Origin of the sequence: Brucella sp. 22210, from assembly GCF_052045675.1 — a bacterium.
Lineage (GTDB): Bacteria > Pseudomonadota > Alphaproteobacteria > Rhizobiales > Rhizobiaceae > Brucella.
The window spans coordinates 533,131-558,484 of sequence record NZ_JBQEPD010000001.1 but is presented as its reverse complement, the minus strand read 5'-3'; the positions used below and the strand labels follow the sequence as shown (position 1 = coordinate 558,484).

Below are 25,354 nucleotides of genomic sequence, written 5' to 3'. Positions count from 1 at the left end.
GAAACCCAGGAGAGGATATTCTATGCTGTGGACTTTGTTCGGCATTCTTTCGGGTGCCTGCATTGCCATTCAGGCACCGATCAACGCAGCACTTGCGCGTGGACTTGGTTCCCCACCGACCGCCGCCGCTATTTCGTTTCTTGCTGGCGCAGTCATTCTTGCCATCGTCTCGACCATCACGGCAAAGGCGACCGGCAACCTTCCCGCATTCAATGTTCCGGCAGGCTGGCTGTTTGTTGCAGGCGGTGCGCTCGGCTGCATTTATGTCACCGCATCAATTCTGCTGACACCGCGTATTGGCGCGGCAGCCGTTATGGGCCTTGCCGTGGCCGGTCAGCTGATGGCCGGATTGCTCGCCGACCGCATCGGCTTCATGGGCGTTGCGGTGCGAGAGATCACCGCTGGACGCGTCGTGGGAGCCGTATTGCTGCTCACTGGCGCGTTGATGATCCGTTTTCTCTAGGATAGCGAAATAAAAACGCCGCGCTTCTCAGCGCGGCGTTTCGTATTCTACACAGGGCGGATGCCGGTTCAGCCCTTGAATGTGTATTCCGCAATCGACTGCGGCTTCATCTCGATCGAGAAGCCCGGCAGCGACGGCGGCATATAGGCTGCGTCCTTGATCACGCATGGATCGATGAAGTGCTCATGCAGATGATCGACATATTCGATCACACGGCCTTCCTTGGTGCCCGAAACGGCCACATAGTCGATCATCGACAGATGCTGCACATATTCGCACAGGCCAACGCCGCCCGCATGCGGCCAGACCGGCTTGCCGAACTTCGCAGCCATCAGCAGCACGGCCAGAACTTCGTTCAGTCCGCCCATGCGGCAGCTGTCGATCTGAACGATGTCGATGGCGCCTTCCGCGATGAACTGCTTGAACATGATGCGGTTCTGGCACATTTCGCCAGTCGCAACCTTCACGTCGCCAATGGCTTCGCGAATCTTGCGATGGCCTGCAACATCGTCCGGGCTGGTCGGTTCTTCAATGAAGAACGGCTTCGAGAAGGCCAGCTTGTTGACCCATTCGATGGCCTGATCGACTTCCCAGACCTGATTGGCGTCGATCATCAGATAACGGTCGGGACCGATCACTTCGCGCGCAATGGTCAGGCGACGGATATCGTCTTCGAGATCACGGCCGACCTTCATCTTGACGTGGTCGAAACCTTCATCGATGGCTTCCTGGCAAAGACGGCGCAGCTTGTCGTCGTCATAGCCGAGCCAGCCAGCCGACGTCGTGTAGCAGGCATAGCCTTCCGCTTCGAGCGTGGCGATACGTTCCGCCTTGCCAGCTTCCGCCTTGCGGAGGATCGCGAGGGCTTCGTCACGCGTCAGCGCATCGGTCAGATAGCGATAATCGACAATGTCGGCGATTTCTTCCGGCGACATGTCGGCCACAAGCCGCCATACCGGCTTGCCGGCCTGCTTTGCAGCCAGGTCCCAGAAGGCGTTGACGACAGCGCCGGTGGCGAGGTGCATCGCGCCCTTGTCCGGGCCGATCCAGCGCAGCTGGCTATCGCCGGTCAGGTAGCGCCAGAACTTGCCGGGGGCCGCGAGGAAATCATCCATCGAAGAACCCACGACCAGATGGCGCATGGCGAGAATCGCCTGACAGCAAATGTCGTTGCCGCGTCCGATGGTGAAGGTGAGGCCGTGGCCCTTCAGCGACGCATCATCCGTATCGAGGATGACATAGGCCGCCGAATAATCCGGGTCCGGGTTCATGGCATCCGAGCCGTCCAGACTTTGCGAAGTCGGGAAACGCAGGTCGAAAACGCGTAGGTCAGTGATTTTCGTCATGATATATCCGTGATCAGGGCATGATCCCAAAACATGGGGGCGGTCTTGGGATCATGCATAAACAAACACCTAGATGTCAGCGCGCACGTTCTGCTTCTGCGTGCCAAGGCCTTCAATGCCGAGTTCGACGACATCGCCAGCCTTGAGATAGCGAGGCGGCTTCATGCCCATGCCGACGCCGGGAGGCGTACCGGTAGAGATGATGTCGCCCGGCTGCAGGGACATGAACTGCGAGAGATAGGAAACGAGGTAGCGAACGCCGTAGACCATGGTCTTGGTCGAGCCGTCCTGCATGGTTTCACCATTGAGGGTGAGCCACATTTTCAGGTTCTGCGGGTCGGCGACTTCGTCCTTCGTCACCAGCCAGGGGCCGGTCGGGCCGAACGTGTCGCAGGACTTGCCCTTGGTCCACTGACCAGAGCGCTCGATCTGGAAAGCGCGTTCGGAAACGTCATGCAGCGTGCAGTAGCCGGCAACGTAGTCCAGCGCATCATCTTCCGAAACGTATTTCGCGGTCTTGCCGATGACGATGCCGAGTTCAACTTCCCAGTCGGTCTTTTCCGAGCCGCGCGGAATGAGAACATCGTCATTCGGGCCGACGATGGCCGAGGTGGCCTTCATGAAGATGACCGGCTCCGGCGGCACAGCCATGCCGGATTCTGCGGCGTGGTCGGCATAGTTGAGGCCGATGCAGATGAACTTGCCGGTGCCAGCAACGCACGGGCCAAGGCGCGGATTGCCTTCAACCTTCGGCAGCGAATTGACGTCGACAGCGCCAAGCTTGGCCAGCGCATCGGGGGCCAGAGCCGCACCGGAAAGGTCGCTTACCTGCGCGGAGAGATCGCGGATCGCACCATCGGCATCGAGAATGCCCGGCTTTTCCTGACCGGCTTCACCGTAACGAAGAAATTTCATGAGTTTACTCCTTTGGGGGGATGAAAGAGAGGGCGCTAGGACTAAATCGTCCAGCCGCCATCAATGTTGTAAGCCTGACCGGTCGTGTAGGTCGCACCGGCGAGATACACGGCGAGATCAGCGATTTCTTCCGGCTGACCGATGCGGCCAATCGGCTGACGGGCGATGAACGCCGCGCGCTGTTCTTCATAATCGCCCTGCGAACGCAGACGGTCCTGCAAGGACGGGCTTTCGACCGTGCCGGGGCAGATCGCGTTGCAGCGGATGCCCTTGGCGACGTAATCGGCGGCGACGGCCTTGGTGAGACCGATAACGGCAGCCTTGGTGACGCCATAGGCAAAACGGTTTGGCACGCCCTTCACGCTCGACGCGACGGAAGCCATGTTGACGATGGCACCGTCCTTGCGTTCCAGCATACCCGGCAGCACGGCGCGGATGGTGCGGATCATAGCCTTGACGTTGAGATTGACAGCGAAGTCGAGGTCTTCGTCCTTCATTTCAAGAATTGAGCCGCCATGGACGACGCCTGCACAATTGAACAGGATGTCCACCTGGCCAATCTCGGCTACAAGCGTGTTCACCTCAGCCTCGTCAAGCACGTTGAGCTTGCGGGTGATGATGCCGTTGACGCCTTCGATTTCCTTGAGGGCGTCGGTGTTGATGTCGGTCGCAAAGACCTTGGCGCCCGCTTCCGCGAAAGCCAGCGCGCTGGCGCGGCCAATCCCCTGAGCTGCGGCAGTTATCAGTGCGGTTTTTCCATCAAAGCGTATCGTCATTTTCAAGCCTTCCGTTCGACAAGCAGGATGTGATCGCAAGCGAGCACCACTTCATCCCGCTGATTAAGCACTTCGCAGCGTTCCGTCACGCGTCCCATAGTGGCGCGCTTGGGATCGTCTTCCTTGGCACTGATCGTAACCCGTGTGCGGATCGTATCGCCGATATGTACCGGACGAATAAACCGCAGACGATCATAACCATAGGAAAAAGCAACCGGGTTGATCAGCGTCGCCGTGAGGCCGACGCCAATGGCAAAAATCATGGTGCCATGCGCAATGCGCTGGCCGCCCGGCAATGTCTTGGCAAATTCCGCATCCATATGATGCGGGAAGAAATCGCCCGTATGCCCGGCATGAACCACGAAATCGGTTTCGGTGATGGTGCGGCCCGTGGTGAGGCGCACATGATTCATTTCATAGTCTTCGTAGTAGATTTTCTGTTCGGCCATGATCAGACCTCCGGTTTTGCGGCAAGCGGCGTGGCGGGCGCAGCGCTCGACTGATAGGCGGCCTCGACAAGCGCCATGGTGTGCCAGGAATCTTCGACAGAACCAACCAGCTCAGCATCTTCGCCTGTCGCGAAACGCTGCAACTGCGCCATACGATTGAGGAACGCGTCGGGGAACCAGGCACCTTCGAGCGGCACGGAAACCCAGTCATCACCGCCCTTGGGCTTGATCCAAAGCTCGTCCGGCTCACCGCGCGGATAGTCGAGATTGACGCCCAGTTTCACATAGGCCGCACCTTGCGCGCCGCAGATGCGGAACTCGCAGGCCTGAAACTTGCGGCCGAAATCATGGTCATGATTGACCGAGAGAGCACAACGGACACGGTCGCCATAATCGAGGATTGCGGCGGTGCGGGTCTGGGCCACGTCATGGTTCGGATGACCAATGGTCTTGGCATGAACACCGAGCGGATTGCCAAGCAAGCCGCGGATGAAATCCAGATAGTGGATCGAATGCATGGCGATCTCGATACGCGGCAGACCTTTCAGGAAAGGCCACAGACCCCATGGCGTGGCAAGCGCCAGCCAGGCGTCGAAATCCACCACTTCGCCAAGCAGGCCCTTATCGACGGCGTCGTAAAGAGCGAGCATCATCGGCGCGAAACGCAGCTGGAAATTCACCGCCGCTTTCAAACTGCGCGCGCGGCAGACCTTCAGGATCTCTGTTGCTGCGGCAAGGTCACTGCCCATCGGCTTCTGGATCAGAACAGCTGCACCTTCCGGCAATTGCGACAGGATCGCTGCATGGGCCGACGGTGGCGTTGCCAGATCGAAGATCGCGCCTTCGACGGCAAGCGCTTCCTCAGCGCTGGCAAAAGCCTTGATGCCCCACTGGTCGGCTAACTCTTTAGCCTTGTCCAGATTGGGATCAAAAATACCGGCAACCGAAAAACCGCCCTTCTTATAGGCGGGCAGATGCGCGTCGCCGACAATGCTGCCCGCGCCGAAGATCACAATGGGCTTCGGCTTGGAGGGCTTGGCCCACCACTGACGCAGCTGCTTTGGATCGAATGCCTCAGTCATGATGGAACACCTCTTCCATCATTGCCCACCACTCGCCCTCTTTGCGGGTTTCGAGTGGTTTCTGGCATGGCATGCAGACGGACCACCACTCCTGATTTTTCGGGTTATCGGCCATTTTCTTCATGTCGGCGTCAAAGTCGGTGCCAACATAGTCCCATGTGCCGAACAACAGATTTTCCGGCTCTTTGAGAAAGATCGTATAATTGGTGATGTTGCATTCCGAGATGAGCGCAAGAATTTCCGGCCACACGGCAGCGTGCAGCTTCTTATATTCTGCGATCTTCTCCGCATTGAGGCCAATCACCATGCCCATGCGCTGTTTTGCGGGAGACGTCATGCCGCCTCCGTGATCTCGCGGGTGAATTCCGAAATCGACCGGGCGCGTACTGCGTCCCAATCCCACTCGATGCCAATACCCGGCTCGGATGGTGCAATGGCGCGACCATCGCGAATTTCCATGCCCTTGGTGGTGAGGTCGTCAAGCTGCGGAATATATTCGACATAGCGACCGTTCTGCACCGCGCAGACGAGGCTGACATGCAGCTCCATCAGGAAGTGCGGGCAGACCGGAATGTCGAATGTTTCCGCCGCATGGGCAACTTTCAGCCAAGGCGTGATGCCGCCGATACGCGCCACATCCACCTGCACGATGGAGCAAGCGCCCTTCTGCATATATTCGCGGAAATGGCGAATCGAATAGATGGATTCGCCCACCGCAATCGGCGTCGGGGTGGAGCGCGTCAGGCGGATATGACCGTCGAGATCGTCAGCAGGAAGCGGCTCCTCAATCCATGCCAGATCAAGCTCCTTCAGGCGCTCGGCGCGGCGAATGGCTTCGTCCACCGTAAAGCCCTGATTGCAATCGGTCATGATTTCGAAGCCGTCACCCAGCGCCGCCCGCACGGCGGACAGGCGCGCATAATCTTCAGAACCGTGCGGCTTGCCGATCTTGACCTTGGAACCAGTGAATCCCTTGGCCTTGGCCTGCAACGCATCCTCGACCAGCGCTTCTTTTTCGATATGCAGCCAGCCGCCTTCAGTCGTGTAGAGCGGGCAGCTTTCCTTGGCGCCGCCTGCCAGCTTCCAGAGCGGCAGGCCCTGCTTCTTGGCGCGCAGATCCCACAACGCAGTATCGACTGCGGCCAGCGCCAGCGCGGTGATCGGGCCGATGGTGGTGGCATGGGTTGCGAATTCCAGCTTGCGCCAGATGGCTTCGATGCAATCGGCATCCTCACCGATGATCAGCGGCACGAGATGGTCGCTCAACAGGCGCATGACGGACGAACCGCCAGTACCGATCGTATAGCTGTAGCCCGTACCGACCGCACCGTCGCTGTCGGTGATGGTGACAATCGGCGTTTCCTGGCTGACGAAGCTCTGGATCGCGTCGGTGCGCTTGACCTTCGGCGGAAGGTCGACCATGCGCAGTTCAACTTTTTCAATACGTGCCATGGTCAGACTGCCCCGTTCTGGGCCCCATTCTGGGCCAAAGTCTTGCCGGTTGCGGCATCGAAAAGATGCGCCTGCGACAGATCGAGTTGCATGGTAATGGTTTCGCCCGGTTGCAGGTGACGCGGGTTCAGCATGCGCGCTACCCACTCTTTGCCTGCGAATTCCACGAACACCAGCGTTTCATTGCCGAGCGGCTCGGTGATCGAAACACGCATGTCTTTTTCGTGCACGGCGTCACTGGTGGAAATGCCGTGGCCTTTCGGGAAGATATCATCCGGACGCAGGCCGAATGTCACCTTGGTGCCATCCTTGGCCTTGCCCCGGAACTGGGCAGGCAACGGAAGGTGGTCGCCATTAGCAAAGACCAGATCATCGCCCGTCACCGTCGCTTCGCCCATATTCATCGGCGGGGAGCCGATGAAACCGGCAACGAACTGCGTCGCCGGGCGCTTGAAGACTTCATCAGGGGTTCCGGCCTGCTCGATATGGCCATCGCGCATAATGACGATGCGGTCGGCCAGTGTCATGGCTTCGACCTGATCGTGCGTCACGTAAACGACAGTCGACTGCACCTTGGCATGCAGCTTCTTGATTTCGGTGCGCATCTGGGTGCGCAGCTTGGCGTCGAGGTTCGACAGGGGTTCGTCGAACAGGAACACTTCCGGATTGCGCACGATGGCGCGGCCCATGGCGACGCGCTGGCGCTGGCCGCCCGAGAGCTGCGCCGGGCGGCGTTCCATCAGCGCTTCCAGACCGAGAATAGCCGAGGCTTCATTGACGCGACGGTCGATTTCCGCCTGTGGCTGCTTGGCGATCTTCAGCGAGAAACCCATGTTCTCGCGCACCGACATATGCGGATAAAGCGCATAGGACTGGAACACCATCGAGACGTTGCGGTCACGCGGCGGCAGATCGTTGACCACTTTGCCGCCGATTTCCAGCGTGCCGTCGGTGATGGATTCCAGACCCGCGATCATGCGCAGCGTCGTGGACTTGCCGCAGCCGGAAGGACCGACCAGCGCCACGAACTCCTTGTCCGCGATTTCGAGATTGATGCCATGCACCACGCCGACATTGCCGTAGCGCTTGACGAGATTTTTGATGGAAAGCTGAGCCATTGCTATATCAACCTTTAACCGCGCCGAACGTCAGACCAGCAACAAGGTGTTTCTGGACGATGAATGTGAGGGTCAGCGCCGGAATAATCATCACGACCGCCAGCGCGCACATGCCGCGCCAGTCGATGGTGAATTCAGCGGTGTAATCGAGAAGACCCACAGGAAGGGTCTTGGAATTGACGGAACGGGTGAGCTGGGAAGCCAGCGCATATTCGTTCCACGAGGTGAGGAAGGCAAAGATGCCTGCCGTCGCGATGCCGGGACCGGCCAGCGGAAACTCCACCTGCCAGAAAGCCTGCCAGCGCGTGCAGCCGTCAATCTGAGCGGCTTCCGCAAGATCCTTCGGCACCTGACGGAAGAAACCGTCGATCAGCCAGATCGTGAATGGCACATTCAACGCCACATAGGTCAGGATGAGGCCAAAATGGGTGTCGATGATGCCAACGCGGGAAAACACCATGAAGAGCGGCAGCGAGAGCGCAATGCCCGGCACCGAACGCGTCAGCATGAAACCGAGGAAGGTTGCCGACTTGCCCCAGAATCGGAAGCGCGCGAAGGCATAGCCGCCCGAAACGCCGACGATCAGCGCAATCACGGTGGAGGTCACCGAGATGATGAGCGAGTTGCGGAAATAATCCCAAACCGGAATACCGCCAGCACCGGCGCCCGAGAACATGGCGCGATAGGCCTCGAAGGTGATTTCCTGCGGAATCCACACCGGCGGCTTCGCCATGATTTCGACCGGCGGACGCAGCGAGGACAGCACGATCCACAGGCCGGGCAGGCAGATGACGGTCATCGCCAGAAACAGGCCGACCAGATAAGCGATTTTCTTGATACGGCGCAGCAGGCGATGCTGGCTGTTGCTGAGTGTTGTTGTTGCCATGATTACCACTCCGCTCCAATCTGCGTGCGTGCGGACGCAAGTTTGCGGAAGAACAAGACGGTGAAGAGGATCGAGAGCAGGATCGCGACATAGGCCATGGCATTGGCCATGCCCATCTGCGCATCCGCATAGGCCGTGCGGCCAACCAGCGTCCAGATCAGTTCTGTGCGGCGCGCCGGGCCGCCATCGGTCATGATCTTCACAATGTCATAGGCGCGCGCCACATCCAGCGAACGGATGGTCATCGCGATATAGGCGAAAGGCATCAGGTAAGGCCAGATGACATAGCGGAATGTCTGCCACGGCGTACAGCCATCGACGCGCGCGGCTTCCACCGGATCCTGCGGCATGGACAGAAGACCGCCCAGAATGAGGATCGCGAAGACAGAGGTCGACATCCAGACTTCCGCCAGCAGGATGGCGATCAGTGCCAGATTGCCGTCGATCAGCCATGGAATGGCGGTATTGGTCAGGCCCAGCGACTGCAGCGCATTGTTGACCAGACCGATATTGTCATTGAACATGAACTTGAACTGGAAGCCGACGAGCACCGGCGAGAACATCATCGGGAACATCATCAGCGTGCGCAACACGCGCTGACCGCGCGTCGCCTTGTTGACGAGCATCGCAAGGCCGAGGCCGAGTAGCATTTCCAGATTGAGCGCAATGGTGAGGAAGACCACCGTGCGGATGAAGGCCGCCCAGAACACCCAGTCGGTCAAAATGCGCTGATAGTTGCGGAAACCGATGAAGTTGAACAGGCTCTCGGGACGCGTCAGCCGGAACGGCGTGAAGCTCGAATAAAGCGACAGCGCGAGAGGAAACAGAACCACCGCTGCGAGGATGATAAAGGCCGGGAGCAGAAGCAGGACCGGCGGGGAAAGTCTCTTGAACATTGCTCTTCCAAACAGTGGATTGGCAAACAGTGGAACTGGCAACCGGCGGAACTGCAAAACATGGTCCCGACCTGGCAGTGCTACTGGCAAAAAAGGCCCGCCCCAAAAAGGTTTCAGGGCGGGCCCATGACATTACTGGAGCATGATCCTGATCATGCTTTTATCTCTGCGCACATCTCATCCGAAAACCGCTATGCACTTTTCGGGATGTGCTTAAGACTTGATCAAAGCTCGCCCGCATCCTCAAGGATCTGCGTTGCCTTTTTGGCAGCGTCATCAAGGGCCTGCTGGGAGGTCTTGTCGCCAAGGATCGCAGCCTGAAGTTCAGGATAGACCGCGTTGGAGATTTCGATCCAGGACGGGGTCTGCGGAACCGGGAATGCGGTCTTTGCCGTTTCCTGGAATACCGAGAGCACTTCCTTCTTGTAAGGATCGGAAGCGGCCTGCTGGATGACGTAATCCCAAACAGCGGTGCGGGTCGGCAGCGTGCCGGCGGCCGATTCCTGCTTCTGCGAATCTTCGTTGGTCAGGAACCAGACGAGCGATGCGGCGGCTTCCTTCGTCGGGCAGGCTTCCGTTACCGAGAAACCATGATGACCCGACCAGCCGGTGCGCTTGCCGGAAGAACCGGTCGGCGCTGGAACGATGCCGACATTGCCAGCGACCTTCGACGACTTCGGATCGTTGAAGTAGGTCGCCCAGCCCGGCCAATCCAGATTGATTGCGATGGTGCCGGAAGCAAAGCCTGCGCCCAGTTCATCCCACAGATAGTTGGTCGTACCGGCAGGAACGGCCTTGGCCTTGTAGAGATTGACGAACCAGTCGAGGGCGCGAACACCGGCTTCCGAGTTGAAAGCAGGCTTGCCATCCTTGAGATATTCGCCGCCTTCAGCGACCAGCATTTCATAGAAGCGGCCATTGATGGCTTCTTCCTTGCCCGCAAACTGCGTACCGTAGAAATTCGGCGGGTCAGCGAAGAATACAGCCTGATCCGACACTTCCTTCCAGGTCTTGGCCGGTGCGAGGTCGTAGCCGTATTTTTCCTTGAAAGCCTTCTGCTTGGCTTCGTCCTGGAAAAGGCTCTTCTGATAGTAAAGCGCCGAAACGTCGAACTGCGCACGTGGCAACATGATCAGCTTGCCATCAAGCGTCGAAGCCTTGATGACCGATGGCACGAAGCCTTCGATTTCTTCCTTCGGCACGAGCGCGTTCAGATCGGTGTACAGCGTCGTATACTGCGGCGCGAAAGACGAGTGGTTGGAACCGACGCACCAGTTGATCGAACCGGAAGCGATGTCGGACTTGATTTCCTTGTCCAGCTCGAAGTGGTTCTTCTTCGAAAGGATGTTGACCTTGGCGCCGGTAGCCTTCTCCCATTCGCCGATACGCGAATAGAGCGCTTCATACTGCTGGCCGCCAATGAGTTTGGCGTTGATCGTCACGCCTTCAAACTTGCCCGGCAGATCGGCTGCAATCGCCGAGGCCGTCCCCACGGCCATCAGCGCCACGCCTGCCAAAATGCGCGATTTGAAATTCTGCATCTCTTCTCCTCCTAAAACGGACACTCCCTGTCCGCACCCCCGGTTGTGAAGGTTGTATTTATATGCAAACATAGTATTCAATAACGGTCAAGGCGTTTTATCGCGCATATACGACTTTCGCACCTGACAATGTTTGTATATGAATTACGAAATTCATGAAGGGCCACCTTGGGGGGACACATTTGGAAACCGATGATCGCTACCGCGCGCCCGCGCTCGACAAGGGCCTTGATATCCTCGAATTGCTGGCAGGCGTTGACGGCGGCCTGACCCAGGCCGAGATCGCCAAGCATCTGGATCGCAGCCCGAACGAATTCTACCGCATGCTCGACCGGCTGGTGAAACGCGGCTATGTCACCAAGCTTGAAGGCGACCGCTATTCGCTAACGCTGAAGCTGTTTGGCCTTGCCCAACTGCACGCGCCGGTGCGCCGTCTTGCCTCTTTTGCGACGCCCTTCATGCGTGAGCTCGCCGACCGTTCCAAGCAGGCAAACCAGCTCGCCGTGTTCGACCGCGGCTCGGTGGTGGTGATTGCGCAGCAGGAAGCGCCGGATTACTGGGGCATTTCGATCCGCGTCGGCTCACATATCAGCCTGTTCGACACTGGTTCCGGCCATGTGCTGCTTGCCTTCCGCTCCCCGGAAGAGCGCAAGATGATGATCGCCGAATATGTCAAGGAAAGCGAGCGCATCGATCTCGACGCAAGTTTCTATGAGCGCCTCGACCAGATCCGCGAGCGCGGCTACGAGATGATGCCGAGTGCGCAGGTTGCGGGCGTCTATAACCTCTCGGCCCCGATTCTCGGCCCTGACGGCACCTGCATCGCGGCACTGACCTGTCCTTATGTGACGCTGGTCAATTCGTCTTCCGCGCCGGACATTACCCAGACGATTACGCTGTTGCAAAAGACCGTGCAGGAACTGTCGAAGCTTGTCGGCGCTGACCTCTCTACGCTCGATTAAATTCTTATTTGAAAACAGTCTTCTTTTTTGAAAGTATCACTCACAGGAGGAATCTCTATGCTGATTGATACCCATCTGCACCTGATCGACAAAAGCGCGCTCAGCTATCCCTGGCTTGGCAGCGTGCCAGCGCTTGATCGGGATTTTCTATTCGACACCTACCGGCAGCAGGCGGAACGCTGCGGCATCGCCGCCGCCCTGCATATGGAAGTGGATGTCGCGCCTGAAGCCATGCAGGCTGAAACCGAGAATGTGCGCGCCATTTCCGCCCGCTCCGGCGGCTTCATCAAAGGCGCTATCGGCTCCTGCCGCCCCGAGGAAGACGGCTTTGCCGCCTATCTGGAGCGGCAGCTTGCCGATCCCTTTGTCAAAGGTTTTCGCCGTGTTCTGCATGTCGTGCCAGACGAGCTTTCCGAAGGCACGCTGTTTCGCCTAAACCTGAAGCGCATGGAAAATACGCGCCTGACTTTCGATCTCTGCACCTTGCCGCACCAGATCGACAAGGCCATCGCGCTTGCCGATCTTGCGCCGGACCTGCAATTCGTGCTCGATCATTGCGGTGTGCCGGACATCAAGTCGGGCGCGCTGGAAAGCTGGCAGAAGGGTATCACCGAAATTGCCAGCAGGCCCAATGTCGTGGCTAAGATTTCCGGTGTGGTGGCTTATGCCGACGCGCAAAGCTGGACTGCCGAGACGATCCGCCCCTATGTCGAGCACGTCATCGAGGCTTTCGGCTGGGATCGCGTGGTGTGGGGCAGCGACTGGCCGGTCTGCACGCTGGCAAGCTCCGTCGATGGCGGGCTTTCGACATGGGTGGCAACGACCCATGCCCTGCTTGAAGGCTGCGGCAATGACGAAAAGGCGCGCCTTCTGTCTGAGAACGCGCGCCGTATCTGGAACCTTTAAGCTTCCCACTCGCTTTCCCCCTCATCCTGAGGAGACTCCCTGAGCGAAGCTCGGGGAGACGTCTCGAAGGGTGAGGAGACAGGCGCCGCATTTCCCCTTTGGATCCCTCGATCCTTCGAGACGCCTCCTTCGCAAGCTCAGGAGGCTCCTCAGGATGAGGGCGGAGAGGGAAACAGGTCAGGGTACCGGCGAATACCAGCCGTCAGAAGCTTTCGCGGAACAGCCGGTTCAGATCGGCGATCACCAGTTCTGCCGCTTCATTGCCCTGAAGCCCCTTGTTGATGCGCTCCGAAGCCGCTTCCTGGAACGGCATATAGCCATCGTGGCGCGGGCGTACCCATGCCCCTTCCAGCGTTGCGCGCGTATCGCGATAGAAGCCCGACGTGGCCGCATTCACGCCCTCGTCTTCCCATGCTTCCGCATGGCCGGGCTGGCCATTGGATTCTGCATAAAGCCCCTTCTGCACCGCGCCGCTTGCTATCCAATAGGCGAAGTCGATGGCCGCTTGCGGGTGCTTCGTAAAGGCCGAGACGGCGATGCCGGTGCCGCCCAAAGCCGACCCTGCAACACCTTTCGCGCCTGCCGGAATATCGGCAAAACGGATCAGACGGTCGCGGAAGCCGGGCATCGCATAGTTCACATAGCCATAGATCAAAGGCGTGCAGGCAATGCCGGAATCTGGCTTTGCCATTTCTTCGAACACTGCAATCGGATCCATAGCGAAGCATTCCGGCTTCACCAGCGCGGCGATTTCCCGAAGCTGTTCAAAGGCCTTCACGCCGTCTTCGATGCTGATCAACTCGCCTTCGGTCGCGCAAGCTGAACCGTTGTTCGCCGCCAGCGTATAGAAGCACATCAGCGAGTGCGGCGAGCGCAATGGCAAAAGCACATTGCCCGCACGCGCCAGTTCCAGCACCTCACCCCACGAGGTGGCAGGCTTTTCAATCAGGTCCGGACGCCACGCCTGAACCTGCGTGGCCGCATCGAGCGGAAACGCCCATTGATGGCCCTGCCAGTTATAGCTCGGGAAGGATTGACCGACCGAACCATCGGCAAGCGCTTTCAGCTCGGCTTCGCGGCCCGGCACATCGAGCGGCAGCAGGCAGCCTTCCTTGGTGATCTGGCCGACATGCGGATGATCGATGACGATCATATCGAAATTGCGCGCCAGTTCCTCGACCGGAAAGGTTTCGAAATCCTGCAAGGAGCGCTTTTCCCATTCGATCTCGACGCCCTTGTCGCTCAGCCATTGCCTGGCGCCCGCAACCATCGGATCGTAACCGCGCGGGTGGCTCCAGGTCATGCCTTTCAGCTTGATCGCACTCATAGACCGAACTCCTCACGAATTGCCTTGCTGTTTTCGCCGATGCGCGGTGCTGCGCGCTCTACCTTGTGGCGTTGTCCGTTGATGCGCAGCGGCGAGCGGGTGGTGGTGATGGAGACATCATCCTCACGGGTGACGGTCTGCAACATGTCGAGAACCGAGAAGCCATCGCTGGCAAGCAGCTCTTCCCAATTGAGAACGCGGGCGCACCAGATGTCGGCTGGCTCCAGAATGGCAAGCCACTCATCCACCGTCTTCTGGGCAATGCGCTCGGCAATCAGGCGCTTGATTTCGTCGCGCTTGGTGAACCAGCTCGACGGATCATCGGCATATGGCGCCAGCGTGTCCGCTTCCAGCAGCGCCGCCAGTTTGGGGATCGGCGTCATGGCGATGGCCAGATAGGCATCTGCCGCCTGATAGACCCCGTAAGGTGCGGAGAGATAAGCATGCGCGCTGCGGAAATCGGAACGTTTCGGCAAGCGGCGTCCGTCATTGAGATGGGTGGTCAGCACTTCGAACTGGAAATCGACCAGCGCTTCAAGAAGGCTGGTTTCCACATGTGCGCCTTTGCCGGAAATACCGCGCCGCACCAGTGCTGCCAGAATGCCCTGCGCCACGGCAGCGCCCGCCAGCATGTCGGCAACAGCCAGACCAAACGGCACCGGCCCCTGCCCTTCATCACCATTGAGCCACATCAGGCCCGAACGAGCCTGTGCCAGCAGATCCTGTCCCGGACGCTTGACCCATGGACCCTCTTCGCCATAGCCGCTGATGGAGGCATAGACGAGGCGCGGATTGATCGCCTTGGCGGATTCATAATCCAGCCCCAGCCGCTCGATAACGCCGGGACGGAAATTCTGGATCAGAACATCAGCCTTGGTAATGAGCTTCTTCAGCGCTTCAACATCGTCCGGGTTTTTAAGGTCCAGCGCCAGGCTGTCCTTGCCGCGATTGATCGCATGGAAAATCGTTGAATCGCCACCGATCTCCGTATCGCTCAGATAAAGCCTGCGCGACAGGTCTCCGCCGTCCGGGCGCTCGATCTTGATAACCCGCGCTCCGAGGTCCATCAGGCGCAGCGAGCAATAAGGCCCCGACAGAAACTGGCTCATATCCACAACAACGAGCCCGCTCAGCGGCAGTTCATTTTCCGACATCGGGAAATTCCCTCCTCATGAATTTCTTATGTAAATATAGTCTTCACATATGGATTTATAGAAGGCAAGGCCGAAATTACCCTAAAAAACAAAAACGCCGCCCGAAACGGACGGCGTTTTTGAATATTGAGCGATCGCTAAGTTAGGCGATCAGACGTCGAGTTCGACTTCGCGGCTTGCGGTTTCGAGCAGCGTCCAGACATGGTCGGCCAGCGAGTTCCACACTTCGACCCGATAGTGGTCCGCATCCCATTTCAGCAGGATGATCTGCACGCGATCGAAGATGGTGCGCGCAGCACCGGGTGCGGTCATCGAAGCCAGATCGAGCGGTGAAGCGGCATTGAGCAGCCATTCGGCCTGCGGACCCGTGATATCGATACCAGTCTCGCGATGGCTCACTTCAACCAGCGCATGCGGTTCCGTCTCGTAAAGGCTCGCGAAAGCCGCGATGATGGCGCCAGCCTTGCTGTCATCGGCCCAGATAAACCATTCATCTGGCCCGATGCAGGCAACGGCGATCTGGCCGGTTTTCTCAAGTCCGCCAATTTTGGCCGGGATCCTGGCTCCGAGCGCCTTTTCCGCCAGCGCCAGTTTTCCCGGATTGAAGCGCAGGACAAAGCGTGCGCCATCGGCGGCGGGGCGAATATCTAGCCGTCCCGGAATGGCAACCGCGCGGCTCGCAAAAGGGTTGGTCTGTTGCAGCATGATGCGATCCTTATCCGTTCAGCTTCTTGCCTTCTGGGTCATAGAAGACGAGCCCAGTAATTTCCGCCTCATACGCGGTGCCATCCGGCATCGGCATATAGATGGTTTCGCCCGTGCGATCCTTGCCACCGGCAATCAGCGCCATGGCAAAGGAGCGGCCCAGCGTCTCGCTCCAATAGGACGAGGTGACGTGACCGAGCATGGTCATCGGCACAGCCTGTTTTGGATCGGCGACGATCTGTGCGCCTTCTTCCAGAACCAGTTTCGGGTCCTTTGGCAGCAGGCCAACCAGATGCTTGCGATCCTTCTTCAGCATATCCGGACGCGCCAGCGAACGCTTGCCGACGAAATCCGGCTTCTGCTTGCCAATGGCCCAGCCGAGCGCAGCGTCATCCGGCGTCACCGTGCCGTCCGTGTCCTGACCGACGATGATATAACCCTTCTCGGCGCGCAGCACGTGCATGGTCTCGGTGCCATAAGGCGTGACGTCATATTTCTGGCCCGCTTCATAAAGCGCCTTCCACAGAGCCAAGCCGTAACGCGACGGGACATTGATTTCGAAGCCGAGTTCGCCGGTAAAGCTCATGCGGAACAGACGCGCCGGTACGCCGAGGAATGTGCATTCCGCCACCGACATATGCGGAAAGGCTTCGTCGGAAAGATCCACGCCTTCGACCATCGGCTCGATGAGCTTGCGCGCATTCGGTCCATTCAGCGCCACCACGGCCCATTGTTCGGTCGTAGACGTCAGCGACACTTTCAGATCCGGCCATTCCGTCTGGAGATAATCCTCCATCATGTTGAGAACGCGCGGCGCGCCGCCGGTCGTCGTCGTGACATGGAAACGGTCCTGCGACAGCCTCCCGACAACACCATCATCGCGGATGAAGCCGTCTTCACCGAGCAGCAGACCGTAACGGCAGCGCCCGACACCCAGCTTCGTCCATGGGTTGGTGTACATGCGGTTCATGAATTCGGCCGCATCCGGGCCGACCACTTCGATTTTGCCGAGCGTCGACGCATCGAACATGCCAAGGCTGGTGCGCACGGCCTTGCACTCACGCGCAACAGCCTTGTGCATGTCTTCGCCTGCCTTCGGGAAGTACCATGCGCGACGCCACAGCGACACCGGCTCAAAAGCTGCACCCTGTTCTTCAGCCCAAGGGTCAATCGGCGTTTTGCGCGTGACGTCGAACAGTGGCCCACGGTTATAGCCGCAGAAAGCGCCGAAGGTCGTCGGCGTATAGGGCGGACGGAACGTCGTCAGACCGACCTGCGGTGCAGGACGGCTAAGCGCGTCGGATGCGACCGCAAGACCGTTGATGTTCGAGGTCTTGCCCTGATCCGTCGCCATGCCGTTGGTGGTGTAGCGCTTGATATGCTCGATGGAGCGGAAGCCTTCGCGCACTGCAAGGCGGATATCCTTGGCCGTCACGTCATTCTGGAAATCGATAAAGGCCTTTGCCTTGCCGGGATCGCGATCCGTCGGCAATTCGCGGCAGTTGACGCCTGCGCAGACGAAGTCGCCCGCGACCGCATATTCCAGCGCCTTGGCCTTGTATCCGGCATCGTTTGCCGCCGCAGCACCGCTGGCGGCACCTTCACGCAAGGCGGCCTGAAGATCGAAATTGCCGTTACCGGCACCAGCACAGCGGCTTTCTTCCGTGCGTTCGCCCGGCAGATAGATCTGGCGTTCCTCATCCCAAATGAGCGAACCCTTGGTGTGCGAGAACAGATGCACGCTCGGGTTCCAGCCGCCGGACATCAGCACGACATCGCAGGCAATGGTGCGCGCTGAACCGACCGAACCGTTCCTGACCGGATTGACGCGAACAGACGCAACGCGATGACGGCCCGCCGTATCGCTGACCGTCCAGCCGGTCAGCGTCTCGATGCCGAGCATCTTGGCGCGGTTTACCAGACTGTCGGCGACGTGTTCGCGCACATCGATAATGGCCGGAACCTTGACGCCCGCAACTGCGAGATCGAAGGCCGTAAGCCAGGCGGAATCATGGGAGGTGACGACGACAGCCTTTTCGCCGACCTTGACGCCATAGCGATTGAGATAGGTGCGCGCGGCACCGGCCAGCATCACACCCGGACGGTCATTGCCCGCAAAGACCAGCGGCTTTTCGATTGAGCCTTGCGCCAGCACGACCTGCTTGGCGCGCACACGCCACATGCGCTCACGCGGGGCATTGGCGGCAGGCGTTGCCTGATGGTCGGTCAGGCGCTGGCAAAGGCCGACCATGTTCTGATGATAATAGCCAATCGCCGTGGTGCGCGGCAAAAGCGTGACATTCGGCAGCGAACCAAGCGTCGCCAGCGTTTCGTTCAGCCAGTCCCAGCTGGTGCGGCCATTGATGACAGGCTCCGGCTCGGACAGGAGCGAGCCACCCATTTCCGCCTGCTCGTCGCAAAGGAAAACTTTCGCGCCGCTCTTGGCGGCTTCAAGCGCTGCGGAAAGACCGGCGGGCCCGGCGCCCACCACCAGCACGTCGCAATAGGCATAGCGGCTGGCGTAGCTGTCGGGATCGGCCTCGGACGGCGACTTGCCAAGCCCGGCAGCGCCCCGGATGAAAGGCTCATAGACCTTGTTCCAGAAGCTCTTCGGCCACATGAAGGTCTTGTAGTAGAAGCCTGCCGAGAAGAACATGTAGAAGGCATCGTTGACCGCGCCGACATCATGCTTGAGCGATGGCCAGTGGTTCTGGCTTTCCGCCTTCAGCCCGTCATAAAGCTCCAGCACGGTGGCGCGGGTGTTCGGCTCGTAACGGCCCTCTCCACGCGAAACGCCCATCAGCGCATTCGGCTCTTCCGAACCGGCTGAGAGAATGCCGCGCGGACGGTGATATTTGAACGAACGGCCCGCCAGATGCTCGCCATTGGCCAGAAGCGCCGAAGCAAGCGTGTCACCCTCAAAGCCGGCATAGGTCTTGCCGTTGAAGGAAAAACGTACCGGCTTGGCCTTGTTGATGCGGCCTTTATTATTCAAACGCATGTCGGTCATTATTTCGTCTCCGCAGCGGGCGTTTCTGCCAGTACAGGGCGTGCTTCACCGGCCTTGTAGGTCGTGACGAATTTGTCGCTCACCGTGTCGCGCACCGCATTGAAGAAGCGGCCGCAACCATTGATGTGCCGCCAGCGTTCAAAATGCGTCCCGCGCGGGTTGGAGCGGATGAACAGGAAATCGCGCCATTCATCATCGGAATAGGTCGAAGGATCGGCAGGACGCGCAATATGCGCTTCGCCCGCATAGGCGAATTCAAGTTCCGGACGTTCCATTTCGCAATAAGGGCAACGGATCAAAAGCATGGTGTTTCTCTTGTTTTCAACGCATTTCCGGACGGAAAACCGGTTTCCACTTTTCCTGGAAATGCTTTTAGTGCGCAACAGCGGCAGCTGCCGCTTCGTCGATCAGGCGACCCGTCTTGAAACGGTCGAGCGTGAACGGCGCGTTGATCCAGTGCGGTTCGTCGCGGGCGATGGTGTGGGCAAAGACATGCGCCGAACCCGGCGTTGCCTTGAAACCGCCAGTGCCCCAGCCGCAATTGACATAGAGACCCGGAACCGGCGTCTTGCCGATGATCGGCGAGCGATCCGGGGTGACGTCGACGATGCCGCCCCATTTGCGCAACATGCGCATGCGGGTGAAGATCGGGAAGATTTCGCAGATTGCCGCCAGCGTATGCTCGATCAGCGGCAGGCCGCCGCGCTGGCTGTAGGAGGTGTACTGGTCCGTACCGGAACCGATTACCAGCTCGCCCTTGTCGGACTGGCTGATATAGGCGTGGACGGTGTTGGACATGACCACACAGGGGAAGATCGGCTTGACCGGCTCCGACACCAGCGCCTGCAACGGAAAGCTTTCAAGCGGCATGCGCACGCCAGCCGTATCCATGACGACCGAGGTGTTGCCAGCGGTCGAAACGGCAACCTTCTTGGCCTTGATGAAGCCGCGTGCGGTTTCCACGCCGGTCACGCGGCCCGAAGCGTCACGACGAATGGAGAGAACCGGGCAGTTCTGGATGATATCCACGCCGCGCTGGGTCGCGCCACGCGCATAGCCCCAGGCCACGGCATCGTGACGGGCCACGCCGCCGCGACGCTGCAAGGTGGCGCCAACCACCGGATAGCGGGCATTGGGCGAAATATCGAGCGGCGGGCAATATTCCTTGGCTTCTTCCTTCGACAGCCATTCATTGTCGATGCCATTGAGGCGGTTGGCATGGATATGGCGCTTGAAGCTCTGCACGTCATGCACCGTATGCGCCAGCATCATGACGCCGCGCTGCGAGAACATGACATTGTAGTTGAGGTCCTGGCTGAGACCTTCCCACAGCTTCACCGCATGTTCATAGAGATGCGCGCTCTCGTCATAGAGATAGTTGGAGCGAATGATGGTGGTGTTGCGCCCCGTATTGCCACCGCCGAGCCAACCTTTTTCGATCACGGCGACATTGGTGATGCCGTGTTCCTTGGCCAGATAATAGGCCGCGCCCAGACCGTGCCCGCCCGCGCCGACGATGATGACGTCATATTCGGCCTTGGGTTCGGCATTGGGCCATTGCGGGTCCCAGTTCTTGTTACCGGAAAGCGCGTTTTTGATAATAGAAGCTGCAGAAAAGCGGGACATGAACAACCACCAGTTTCGCGACCGCATGCGCCCTGACGGCACATACGAAGCCTTTGATCATATTTCTATTGTGTCCTGTGAAAACCCGACAGCAGGCTTGCGTCAAAAGACGCCATAAATACGACATGCGCACCATTTCGCGACATAGGCAAACCGCTCGCACCAATGCCCCGATTGCACCTGACCACGCCGGTGATTTCATGCCGTTTCGCGCCGCGCCGCCAGTCCTCCTGACAGACAGCTGTCAGGAGCCGGTTCCACCCAAGGTTTCCTTTTTGCGGTCGCGCTATAGTTTATCAGGAACACAAATAAGCAATATGGGACGAGGAATATGTCATACCGAAGTCTTCTGAAGGGCGCAGCCGTCGCAGTCACCCTGATTGCCGGCGCGACGGGACTTTCCAGTCCGGCGCAATCACAGGTTGTCGTATCATCCAAGATCGATACGGAAGGCGGTGTGCTGGGCAACATCATTCTCGCCATGCTCAACGCCAACGGCATTCAGACGACCGACCGCATCCAGCTCGGCGCGACGCCGGTGGTGCGCAAGGCAATCGTGGCCGGTGAGATCGATATTTACCCGGAATATACCGGCAATGCGGCCTTCTTCTTCAACAAGGCGGATGATCCGCTCTGGAAAGACCCCGCCAAGGCGTTTGAGACGGCAAAGAAGCTCGATTACGACGCCAACAAGATTGTCTGGCTGTCGCCTTCGCCCGCCAACAACACCTGGGGCATTGCGCTGCGCAAGGACGTGGCCGACGAGAACAAGCTCGCCAGTCTCAGCGATTTCGGCAAGTACGCTTCTGGTGGCGGCAAGGTCATTCTGGCCGCCTCGTCGGAATTCGTGAATTCGGCTGCCGCCCTGCCCGCTTTCCAGACCGCCTATGGCTTCACTCTGAAGCAGGATCAGCTCATCACGCTGTCTGGCGGCGATACCGCGGCGACCATTGCCGCCGCCGCCAACCAGACCAACGGCGCGAATGCGGCAATGGTCTATGGCACGGATGGCGGCATTGCGCCGTCCGGTCTTGTGGTGCTTGAAGACGACAAGCATGTGCAGCCTGTCTACCAGCCCGCCCCCATCATCCGCGAGGACGTGCTGAAAAAGAACCCGAAGATCGAAGAACTGCTGAACCCGGTTTTTGCAAAGCTCGACCTGACCACGCTTCAGGAGCTGAACGGTCGTGTGCAGCTCGGCGGTGAACCAGCCAAGGCGGTCGCCGAGGACTTCCTGAAGAAGAACGGCTTTCTGAAATAGGCGGATAAAGGCGACACGTTGCCGGATAGAATCGCAGTCCATCATTCCAATTCGGCGAATGCTGAAAAGGCCTCGCATGGCCTGTTCGGCCGTGTCGACAGGCTTGGTCTCGTCATAACCGTTCTGGCCATCGCCGGACTGTTGTTGCCCTTTGCCACCTTCCGCGCCAACCGCATCGTTCAGGGCGAACCGCGCTTTCTGCTCGATGCTTTGCCGGTCGGTGAAGCCGCGCTGCTGCTCGTCATTGTCATCGTCTGGCTGTTGGTCGCCCTGTTTGCCACGGGTCGCATGTTGCGACTGGGCGCGAGCCTTGCGGGGCTTGCCGCCATGCTGATCGCGATCGGGCTTGCGGCAACGCATCTTTCTCCAGCTGGCAACAATTACGCGCGCGTTTCACCGGCATCAGGCTTCTGGCTACTGCTCTTCACCAGCGGCATTTCGGTCGCCGATGCGCTGGTGCGCCTGCAAGTGCGGCCGCTGGTGCGGGTGAGTTTGCTGACACTCGCTGCCCTTCTTCTCTATGCGCTGCTCGCCTCGGGGCTGTGGGACAATCTCTCCTTCATGAAGGAATATCTCAGCCGTGCCGACAGTTTCTGGAATGAAGCCCGTCGCCATGTGGAACTGGCGCTCGGTTCGCTTGTCGCGGCAACGGTCATCGGCATTCCGCTCGGGCTTATCTGCCATCGCGTGCCGCGGCTGCGTGGTCTGGTGCTGAACAGCCTCAACATCGTTCAGACCATACCGTCAATGGCGCTGTTCGGCATATTGATTGCACCGCTCGGCTGGCTTGCCGCCAACGCGCCATGGGCGGCAAGCCTCGGCATTCGCGGTATCGGTGCAGCGCCTGCCTTTGTCGCGCTGTTTCTCTATTCGCTTCTGCCCATCGTCGCCAATACGGTGGCGGGACTGGCGCAGGTGCCAGAACCCGTCAGCGATGCCGCGCGCGGCATGGGCATGACGCGCCTGCAGCGGCTGTTCAAGACCGAGTTTCCCCTGGCATTTCCGGTGATCCTCACCGGCATTCGCATCGTCATGGTGCAGAACATCGGCCTGACCACCATCGCCGCGCTGATCGGCGGCGGCGGTTTCGGCACCTTCGTCTTTCAGGGGATCGGACAGACGGCCATGGATCTGGTGCTGCTCGGCGCGCTGCCAACAGTTCTGCTGGCCTTCGGCGCTGCCGTTCTGCTCGACGCCGCCATTGAAATCGCCGGGAAAGGAACCGCGCAATGATCGAGTTCGACCGGATTACCAAGCGCTATAATGGCCGGGCTGCGGTGGATGCGGTCAGCTTTTCTGTCAAGCCGCATAGTATTGCGGCCATCGTGGGCACGTCCGGTTCGGGCAAGACCACCTTGCTGCGCATGGTCAGCCGTCTCGTCGAGCCGACCGAGGGCGAAATCCGCATCGACGGGCACAGCAATATGGACGAGCCGGGTCACGCCTTGCGGCGGCGGATCGGTTACGTCATCCAGCAGCACGGGCTTTTTCCACATCGCACAGTTGCGGAAAACATAGCCACCGTGCCGGTTCTGCTCGGCTGGACGAAACAGCGGATCAATGCCCGCGTCGATGAATTGCTTGATCTGTTTCAGCTTGAACCGGCGGACTATCGCGACCGTTATCCGCAGGAACTGTCGGGCGGGCAGCAGCAGCGTGTCGGTGTCGCACGAGCGCTGGCGGCGGAACCGAACATATTGCTGATGGACGAACCTTTCGGCGCGCTCGACCCGGTCATCCGTGCCAAGGCGCAGGAAGACCTGAAGGCCATCCAGCGCCGTTTCGGCACCACGATCCTGCTGGTTACGCATGATATGGAGGAAGCGATTTCGCTCGGCGACCATATTGCGGTCATGGATGACGGAAAGCTTTTGCAATATGGCCCGCCTGCGGAAATTCTGGCGCGGCCTGCAACAGAGTTTGTCGAAAGGCTGGTCGGCACCGGTGAGCGCCCGTTCCGTCTGCTCTCGCTGACCGATCTCAAAACGGTCCTGCAACCGGGTGACGCCAGCGGCGACGCCATGCCCGTCTCCGCCTCGCAACGCGATGCGCTGGCCGAGCTTTTATGGTCGGGTCGCAATGCATTGCCGGTTCTCGATGGCGACGGCAGGCCGCTTGGTCGCGTGACGCTGGAAAGACTGTTGCGGAAAGCGGAACGCCCGGCATGAGGCTGTTCGTTTCCATCATTCCACGGCTGGCGCTTCTGGCGGTGCTCGTTCTGTTTCTGATGCAGCCGCATCTGTTCGAACCCGTCTTCCGCCCGCTGGTCAGCGATGGCGCACCCGTCATCTATGACCGCGCCAATCTGATGACGCTGACCTTGCAGCATCTGGGGCTTGTAGCGCTGGCCACCCTGATATCGACACTGGTGGCGGTTGCCATGGCGATCTTCGTAACCAGACGGCAAGGTGCGGAGTTTTTGCCGCTTTCGCGCAGTCTGGTGAATATCGGCCAGACATTTCCGCCCGTCGCGGTTCTGGCGCTTGCCGTGCCGGTTTTCGGTTTCGGCGACAAGCCGACACTGATAGCGCTGTTTCTCTATGGGCTTCTGCCGATTTTCGAAAACACACTGACCGGCCTGACTACCCTTCCCGCGCCGGTCGTGGAGGCGGCGCGCGGCATGGGCATGACGGGAATGCAGCGTCTGGTCAAAGTTGAGATGCCGCTTGCCATGCCGGTCATCCTTGCCGGAATAAGGCTGTCGGCGGTGATCGGCCTTGCCACCGCCACCATCGGTTCGACGGTCGCGGCCAGCACGCTTGGCGAAGTGATCATTGCCGGTCTCATCTCCAACAACCTCGCTTTCGTGCTGCAAGGCGGCCTCGTCGTCGCGGCGCTGGCCATTCTGATCTTCGACGGCTTTCAAACCCTCGAACATTATCTCATGAAACAGGCCGGAAGAGACGCCTGAACCGGCCCGTACCCCTTTGAATAGCCATATTGCGCTCCTATATCCTGTTAAACCAACATTGGGTGAGGAACGGAATGAATATCGGGCAGGCAGCCACAGCATCAGGCATATCGGCGAAGATGATCCGCCATTATGAAACCATCGAGCTTATCGAGGCTGCCGATCGCACGGATTCCGGCTATCGCGTCTACACGCAAAAAGATGTCGAGACCCTGCGCTTTATCCGCCGCAGCCGCGATCTCGGTTTTCAGGTCGAGCAGATCAAGGAACTGCTGGCACTCTGGCGTGATCGCAACCGCGCATCCGCTGATGTGAAGAAGGTCGCGCTTGTCCATGTCGAGGAGCTGGAGGCCAAGATGCTCCAGCTTCAGGAAATGGCCGACACGCTGCGCCATCTGGCAAAGAACTGCCATGGCGACAACCGCCCCGACTGTCCGATCATTCACCAGCTTGCGGAAAATGCCGCCGAGCCGCGCAAGCGCCCCGCCGCGCGCAAGGGCGAATTGCTGCACAGCAAGGTTTGACCGATCCACATCTTCAGATGAAAAAACGCCGGGATTTCTCCCGG

Annotated in this window: 25 protein-coding genes; 8 read left to right on the top strand and 17 right to left on the bottom strand. The window is 59.3% G+C overall.

Annotated elements, in window-relative coordinates; all coding sequences use genetic code 11:
- The first annotated feature begins 22 nt into the window (after positions 1-22).
- A complete protein-coding gene (locus ACTJKP_RS02595) occupies positions 23-463 on the top strand; it encodes a DMT family transporter (RefSeq protein ID WP_078337863.1) in 441 nt (146 codons plus the stop codon).
- A 68-nt stretch (positions 464-531) separates the two neighbouring features.
- On the opposite strand, the gene ACTJKP_RS02590 is transcribed toward ACTJKP_RS02595, so the two are convergent.
- The 11 genes from ACTJKP_RS02590 to ACTJKP_RS02540 form a co-directional block, all read right to left on the bottom strand.
- Positions 532-1,809 (bottom strand): L-fuconate dehydratase, encoded by a 1,278-nt coding sequence (locus ACTJKP_RS02590; protein WP_440629576.1) that lies wholly within the window; start codon positions 1,807-1,809, stop codon positions 532-534.
- Positions 1,810-1,878: 69 nt separating this feature from the next.
- The gene (locus ACTJKP_RS02585; protein ID WP_440629575.1) at positions 1,879-2,724 is read right to left on the bottom strand and encodes a fumarylacetoacetate hydrolase family protein; all 846 of its coding nucleotides are present in this window, start codon (positions 2,722-2,724) and stop codon (positions 1,879-1,881) included.
- Positions 2,725-2,765: 41 nt separating this feature from the next.
- Entirely contained in the window at positions 2,766-3,500 is a 735-nt protein-coding gene (locus ACTJKP_RS02580; RefSeq protein ID WP_440629574.1) for an SDR family oxidoreductase, read from the bottom strand.
- A gap of 2 nt (positions 3,501-3,502) precedes the next feature.
- Positions 3,503-3,949 (bottom strand): MaoC/PaaZ C-terminal domain-containing protein, encoded by a 447-nt coding sequence (locus ACTJKP_RS02575; protein WP_078337859.1) that lies wholly within the window; start codon positions 3,947-3,949, stop codon positions 3,503-3,505.
- Between the two features lie 2 nt (positions 3,950-3,951).
- A complete protein-coding gene (locus tag ACTJKP_RS02570) occupies positions 3,952-5,031 on the bottom strand; it encodes a Gfo/Idh/MocA family protein (RefSeq protein WP_440629573.1) in 1,080 nt (359 codons plus the stop codon).
- Positions 5,024-5,368, bottom strand: a complete 345-nt coding sequence (locus ACTJKP_RS02565) for an L-rhamnose mutarotase (RefSeq protein ID WP_078337857.1) — start codon at positions 5,366-5,368, stop codon at positions 5,024-5,026. Before ACTJKP_RS02565 ends, ACTJKP_RS02570 begins: the two co-directional genes overlap by 8 nt.
- A complete protein-coding gene (locus ACTJKP_RS02560) occupies positions 5,365-6,483 on the bottom strand; it encodes a mandelate racemase/muconate lactonizing enzyme family protein (RefSeq protein ID WP_078337856.1) in 1,119 nt (372 codons plus the stop codon). Before ACTJKP_RS02560 ends, ACTJKP_RS02565 begins: the two co-directional genes overlap by 4 nt.
- A gap of 2 nt (positions 6,484-6,485) precedes the next feature.
- Positions 6,486-7,601, bottom strand: a complete 1,116-nt coding sequence (locus ACTJKP_RS02555; RefSeq protein ID WP_440629572.1) for an ABC transporter ATP-binding protein — start codon at positions 7,599-7,601, stop codon at positions 6,486-6,488.
- A 7-nt stretch (positions 7,602-7,608) separates the two neighbouring features.
- Positions 7,609-8,487 (bottom strand): carbohydrate ABC transporter permease, encoded by an 879-nt coding sequence (locus ACTJKP_RS02550; RefSeq protein ID WP_151652203.1) that lies wholly within the window; start codon positions 8,485-8,487, stop codon positions 7,609-7,611.
- 2 nt (positions 8,488-8,489) lie between these two features.
- Positions 8,490-9,383, bottom strand: coding sequence for a carbohydrate ABC transporter permease (locus tag ACTJKP_RS02545; protein ID WP_078337853.1), 894 nt, complete (start codon positions 9,381-9,383; stop codon positions 8,490-8,492).
- A 224-nt stretch (positions 9,384-9,607) separates the two neighbouring features.
- Positions 9,608-10,924, bottom strand: coding sequence for an ABC transporter substrate-binding protein (locus ACTJKP_RS02540; protein WP_440629571.1), 1,317 nt, complete (start codon positions 10,922-10,924; stop codon positions 9,608-9,610).
- Positions 10,925-11,079: 155 nt separating this feature from the next.
- On the opposite strand from ACTJKP_RS02540, the gene ACTJKP_RS02535 reads away from it, so the two are divergent.
- Both ACTJKP_RS02535 and ACTJKP_RS02530 read left to right on the top strand, forming a co-directional pair.
- Positions 11,080-11,886, top strand: a complete 807-nt coding sequence (locus tag ACTJKP_RS02535) for an IclR family transcriptional regulator (RefSeq protein ID WP_440629570.1) — start codon at positions 11,080-11,082, stop codon at positions 11,884-11,886.
- A 57-nt stretch (positions 11,887-11,943) separates the two neighbouring features.
- Positions 11,944-12,792 (top strand): amidohydrolase family protein, encoded by an 849-nt coding sequence (locus ACTJKP_RS02530; RefSeq protein WP_440629569.1) that lies wholly within the window; start codon positions 11,944-11,946, stop codon positions 12,790-12,792.
- Between the two features lie 202 nt (positions 12,793-12,994).
- On the opposite strand, the gene ACTJKP_RS02525 is transcribed toward ACTJKP_RS02530, so the two are convergent.
- From ACTJKP_RS02525 to ACTJKP_RS02500, 6 genes are all read right to left on the bottom strand, one after another.
- On the bottom strand, positions 12,995-14,119 hold the full coding sequence (locus ACTJKP_RS02525) for an ABC transporter substrate-binding protein (protein WP_440629568.1): 1,125 nt from the start codon (positions 14,117-14,119) through the stop codon (positions 12,995-12,997).
- Positions 14,116-15,273 carry a CaiB/BaiF CoA transferase family protein gene (locus tag ACTJKP_RS02520; RefSeq protein ID WP_151588689.1) on the bottom strand — a complete coding sequence of 386 codons (1,158 nt, stop codon included), beginning with the start codon at positions 15,271-15,273 and terminating at the stop codon, positions 14,116-14,118. Before ACTJKP_RS02520 ends, ACTJKP_RS02525 begins: the two co-directional genes overlap by 4 nt.
- A gap of 150 nt (positions 15,274-15,423) precedes the next feature.
- Positions 15,424-15,978 carry a sarcosine oxidase subunit gamma gene (locus ACTJKP_RS02515; RefSeq protein WP_440629567.1) on the bottom strand — a complete coding sequence of 185 codons (555 nt, stop codon included), beginning with the start codon at positions 15,976-15,978 and terminating at the stop codon, positions 15,424-15,426.
- 10 nt (positions 15,979-15,988) lie between these two features.
- The gene (locus ACTJKP_RS02510; protein WP_440629566.1) at positions 15,989-18,988 is read right to left on the bottom strand and encodes a sarcosine oxidase subunit alpha; all 3,000 of its coding nucleotides are present in this window, start codon (positions 18,986-18,988) and stop codon (positions 15,989-15,991) included.
- On the bottom strand, positions 18,988-19,293 hold the full coding sequence (locus ACTJKP_RS02505; protein WP_113533710.1) for a sarcosine oxidase subunit delta: 306 nt from the start codon (positions 19,291-19,293) through the stop codon (positions 18,988-18,990). Before ACTJKP_RS02505 ends, ACTJKP_RS02510 begins: the two co-directional genes overlap by 1 nt.
- Positions 19,294-19,360: 67 nt before the next feature.
- A complete protein-coding gene (locus tag ACTJKP_RS02500) occupies positions 19,361-20,614 on the bottom strand; it encodes a sarcosine oxidase subunit beta family protein (RefSeq protein WP_109368235.1) in 1,254 nt (417 codons plus the stop codon).
- 331 nt (positions 20,615-20,945) lie between these two features.
- Here ACTJKP_RS02500 and osmF point away from each other — a divergent pair, with 331 nt between their 5' ends.
- The 5 genes from osmF (at position 20,946) to cueR (ending at position 25,310) form a co-directional block, all read left to right on the top strand.
- The gene (gene osmF / locus ACTJKP_RS02495; protein WP_440629565.1) at positions 20,946-21,875 is read left to right on the top strand and encodes a glycine betaine ABC transporter substrate-binding protein OsmF; all 930 of its coding nucleotides are present in this window, start codon (positions 20,946-20,948) and stop codon (positions 21,873-21,875) included.
- 30 nt (positions 21,876-21,905) lie between these two features.
- Positions 21,906-23,108, top strand: coding sequence for an ABC transporter permease (locus ACTJKP_RS02490; protein ID WP_440629632.1), 1,203 nt, complete (start codon positions 21,906-21,908; stop codon positions 23,106-23,108).
- Positions 23,105-24,043 (top strand): ABC transporter ATP-binding protein, encoded by a 939-nt coding sequence (locus ACTJKP_RS02485; RefSeq protein ID WP_440629564.1) that lies wholly within the window; start codon positions 23,105-23,107, stop codon positions 24,041-24,043. Before ACTJKP_RS02490 ends, ACTJKP_RS02485 begins: the two co-directional genes overlap by 4 nt.
- Positions 24,040-24,786: an ABC transporter permease gene (locus ACTJKP_RS02480; RefSeq protein WP_440629563.1), complete on the top strand. Its 747-nt coding sequence runs from the start codon at positions 24,040-24,042 to the stop codon at positions 24,784-24,786. The genes ACTJKP_RS02485 and ACTJKP_RS02480 overlap by 4 nt, the downstream gene beginning before the upstream one ends.
- A 74-nt stretch (positions 24,787-24,860) precedes the next feature.
- Positions 24,861-25,310: a Cu(I)-responsive transcriptional regulator gene (cueR, locus tag ACTJKP_RS02475; RefSeq protein ID WP_113533713.1), complete on the top strand. Its 450-nt coding sequence runs from the start codon at positions 24,861-24,863 to the stop codon at positions 25,308-25,310.
- Positions 25,311-25,354 lie beyond the last annotated feature (44 nt).

What these genes read in the sequence shown, in the direction of transcription:
- ACTJKP_RS02595 (WP_078337863.1), top strand. Translation starts at nt 23, where the DNA reads ATGCTGTGGACTTTGTTCGGCATTCTTTCGGGTGCCTGCATTGCCATT.
- ACTJKP_RS02590 (WP_440629576.1), bottom strand. Translation starts at nt 1,809, where the DNA reads ATGACGAAAATCACTGACCTACGCGTTTTCGACCTGCGTTTCCCGACT.
- ACTJKP_RS02585 (WP_440629575.1), bottom strand. Translation starts at nt 2,724, where the DNA reads ATGAAATTTCTTCGTTACGGTGAAGCCGGTCAGGAAAAGCCGGGCATT.
- ACTJKP_RS02580 (WP_440629574.1), bottom strand. Translation starts at nt 3,500, where the DNA reads ATGACGATACGCTTTGATGGAAAAACCGCACTGATAACTGCCGCAGCT.
- ACTJKP_RS02575 (WP_078337859.1), bottom strand. Translation starts at nt 3,949, where the DNA reads ATGGCCGAACAGAAAATCTACTACGAAGACTATGAAATGAATCATGTG.
- ACTJKP_RS02570 (WP_440629573.1), bottom strand. Translation starts at nt 5,031, where the DNA reads ATGACTGAGGCATTCGATCCAAAGCAGCTGCGTCAGTGGTGGGCCAAG.
- ACTJKP_RS02565 (WP_078337857.1), bottom strand. Translation starts at nt 5,368, where the DNA reads ATGACGTCTCCCGCAAAACAGCGCATGGGCATGGTGATTGGCCTCAAT.
- ACTJKP_RS02560 (WP_078337856.1), bottom strand. Translation starts at nt 6,483, where the DNA reads ATGGCACGTATTGAAAAAGTTGAACTGCGCATGGTCGACCTTCCGCCG.
- ACTJKP_RS02555 (WP_440629572.1), bottom strand. Translation starts at nt 7,601, where the DNA reads ATGGCTCAGCTTTCCATCAAAAATCTCGTCAAGCGCTACGGCAATGTC.
- ACTJKP_RS02550 (WP_151652203.1), bottom strand. Translation starts at nt 8,487, where the DNA reads ATGGCAACAACAACACTCAGCAACAGCCAGCATCGCCTGCTGCGCCGT.
- ACTJKP_RS02545 (WP_078337853.1), bottom strand. Translation starts at nt 9,383, where the DNA reads ATGTTCAAGAGACTTTCCCCGCCGGTCCTGCTTCTGCTCCCGGCCTTT.
- ACTJKP_RS02540 (WP_440629571.1), bottom strand. Translation starts at nt 10,924, where the DNA reads ATGCAGAATTTCAAATCGCGCATTTTGGCAGGCGTGGCGCTGATGGCC.
- ACTJKP_RS02535 (WP_440629570.1), top strand. Translation starts at nt 11,080, where the DNA reads ATGAAGGGCCACCTTGGGGGGACACATTTGGAAACCGATGATCGCTAC.
- ACTJKP_RS02530 (WP_440629569.1), top strand. Translation starts at nt 11,944, where the DNA reads ATGCTGATTGATACCCATCTGCACCTGATCGACAAAAGCGCGCTCAGC.
- ACTJKP_RS02525 (WP_440629568.1), bottom strand. Translation starts at nt 14,119, where the DNA reads ATGAGTGCGATCAAGCTGAAAGGCATGACCTGGAGCCACCCGCGCGGT.
- ACTJKP_RS02520 (WP_151588689.1), bottom strand. Translation starts at nt 15,273, where the DNA reads ATGTCGGAAAATGAACTGCCGCTGAGCGGGCTCGTTGTTGTGGATATG.
- ACTJKP_RS02515 (WP_440629567.1), bottom strand. Translation starts at nt 15,978, where the DNA reads ATGCTGCAACAGACCAACCCTTTTGCGAGCCGCGCGGTTGCCATTCCG.
- ACTJKP_RS02510 (WP_440629566.1), bottom strand. Translation starts at nt 18,988, where the DNA reads ATGACCGACATGCGTTTGAATAATAAAGGCCGCATCAACAAGGCCAAG.
- ACTJKP_RS02505 (WP_113533710.1), bottom strand. Translation starts at nt 19,293, where the DNA reads ATGCTTTTGATCCGTTGCCCTTATTGCGAAATGGAACGTCCGGAACTT.
- ACTJKP_RS02500 (WP_109368235.1), bottom strand. Translation starts at nt 20,614, where the DNA reads ATGTCCCGCTTTTCTGCAGCTTCTATTATCAAAAACGCGCTTTCCGGT.
- osmF (WP_440629565.1), top strand. Translation starts at nt 20,946, where the DNA reads ATGTCATACCGAAGTCTTCTGAAGGGCGCAGCCGTCGCAGTCACCCTG.
- ACTJKP_RS02485 (WP_440629564.1), top strand. Translation starts at nt 23,105, where the DNA reads ATGATCGAGTTCGACCGGATTACCAAGCGCTATAATGGCCGGGCTGCG.
- ACTJKP_RS02480 (WP_440629563.1), top strand. Translation starts at nt 24,040, where the DNA reads ATGAGGCTGTTCGTTTCCATCATTCCACGGCTGGCGCTTCTGGCGGTG.
- cueR (WP_113533713.1), top strand. Translation starts at nt 24,861, where the DNA reads ATGAATATCGGGCAGGCAGCCACAGCATCAGGCATATCGGCGAAGATG.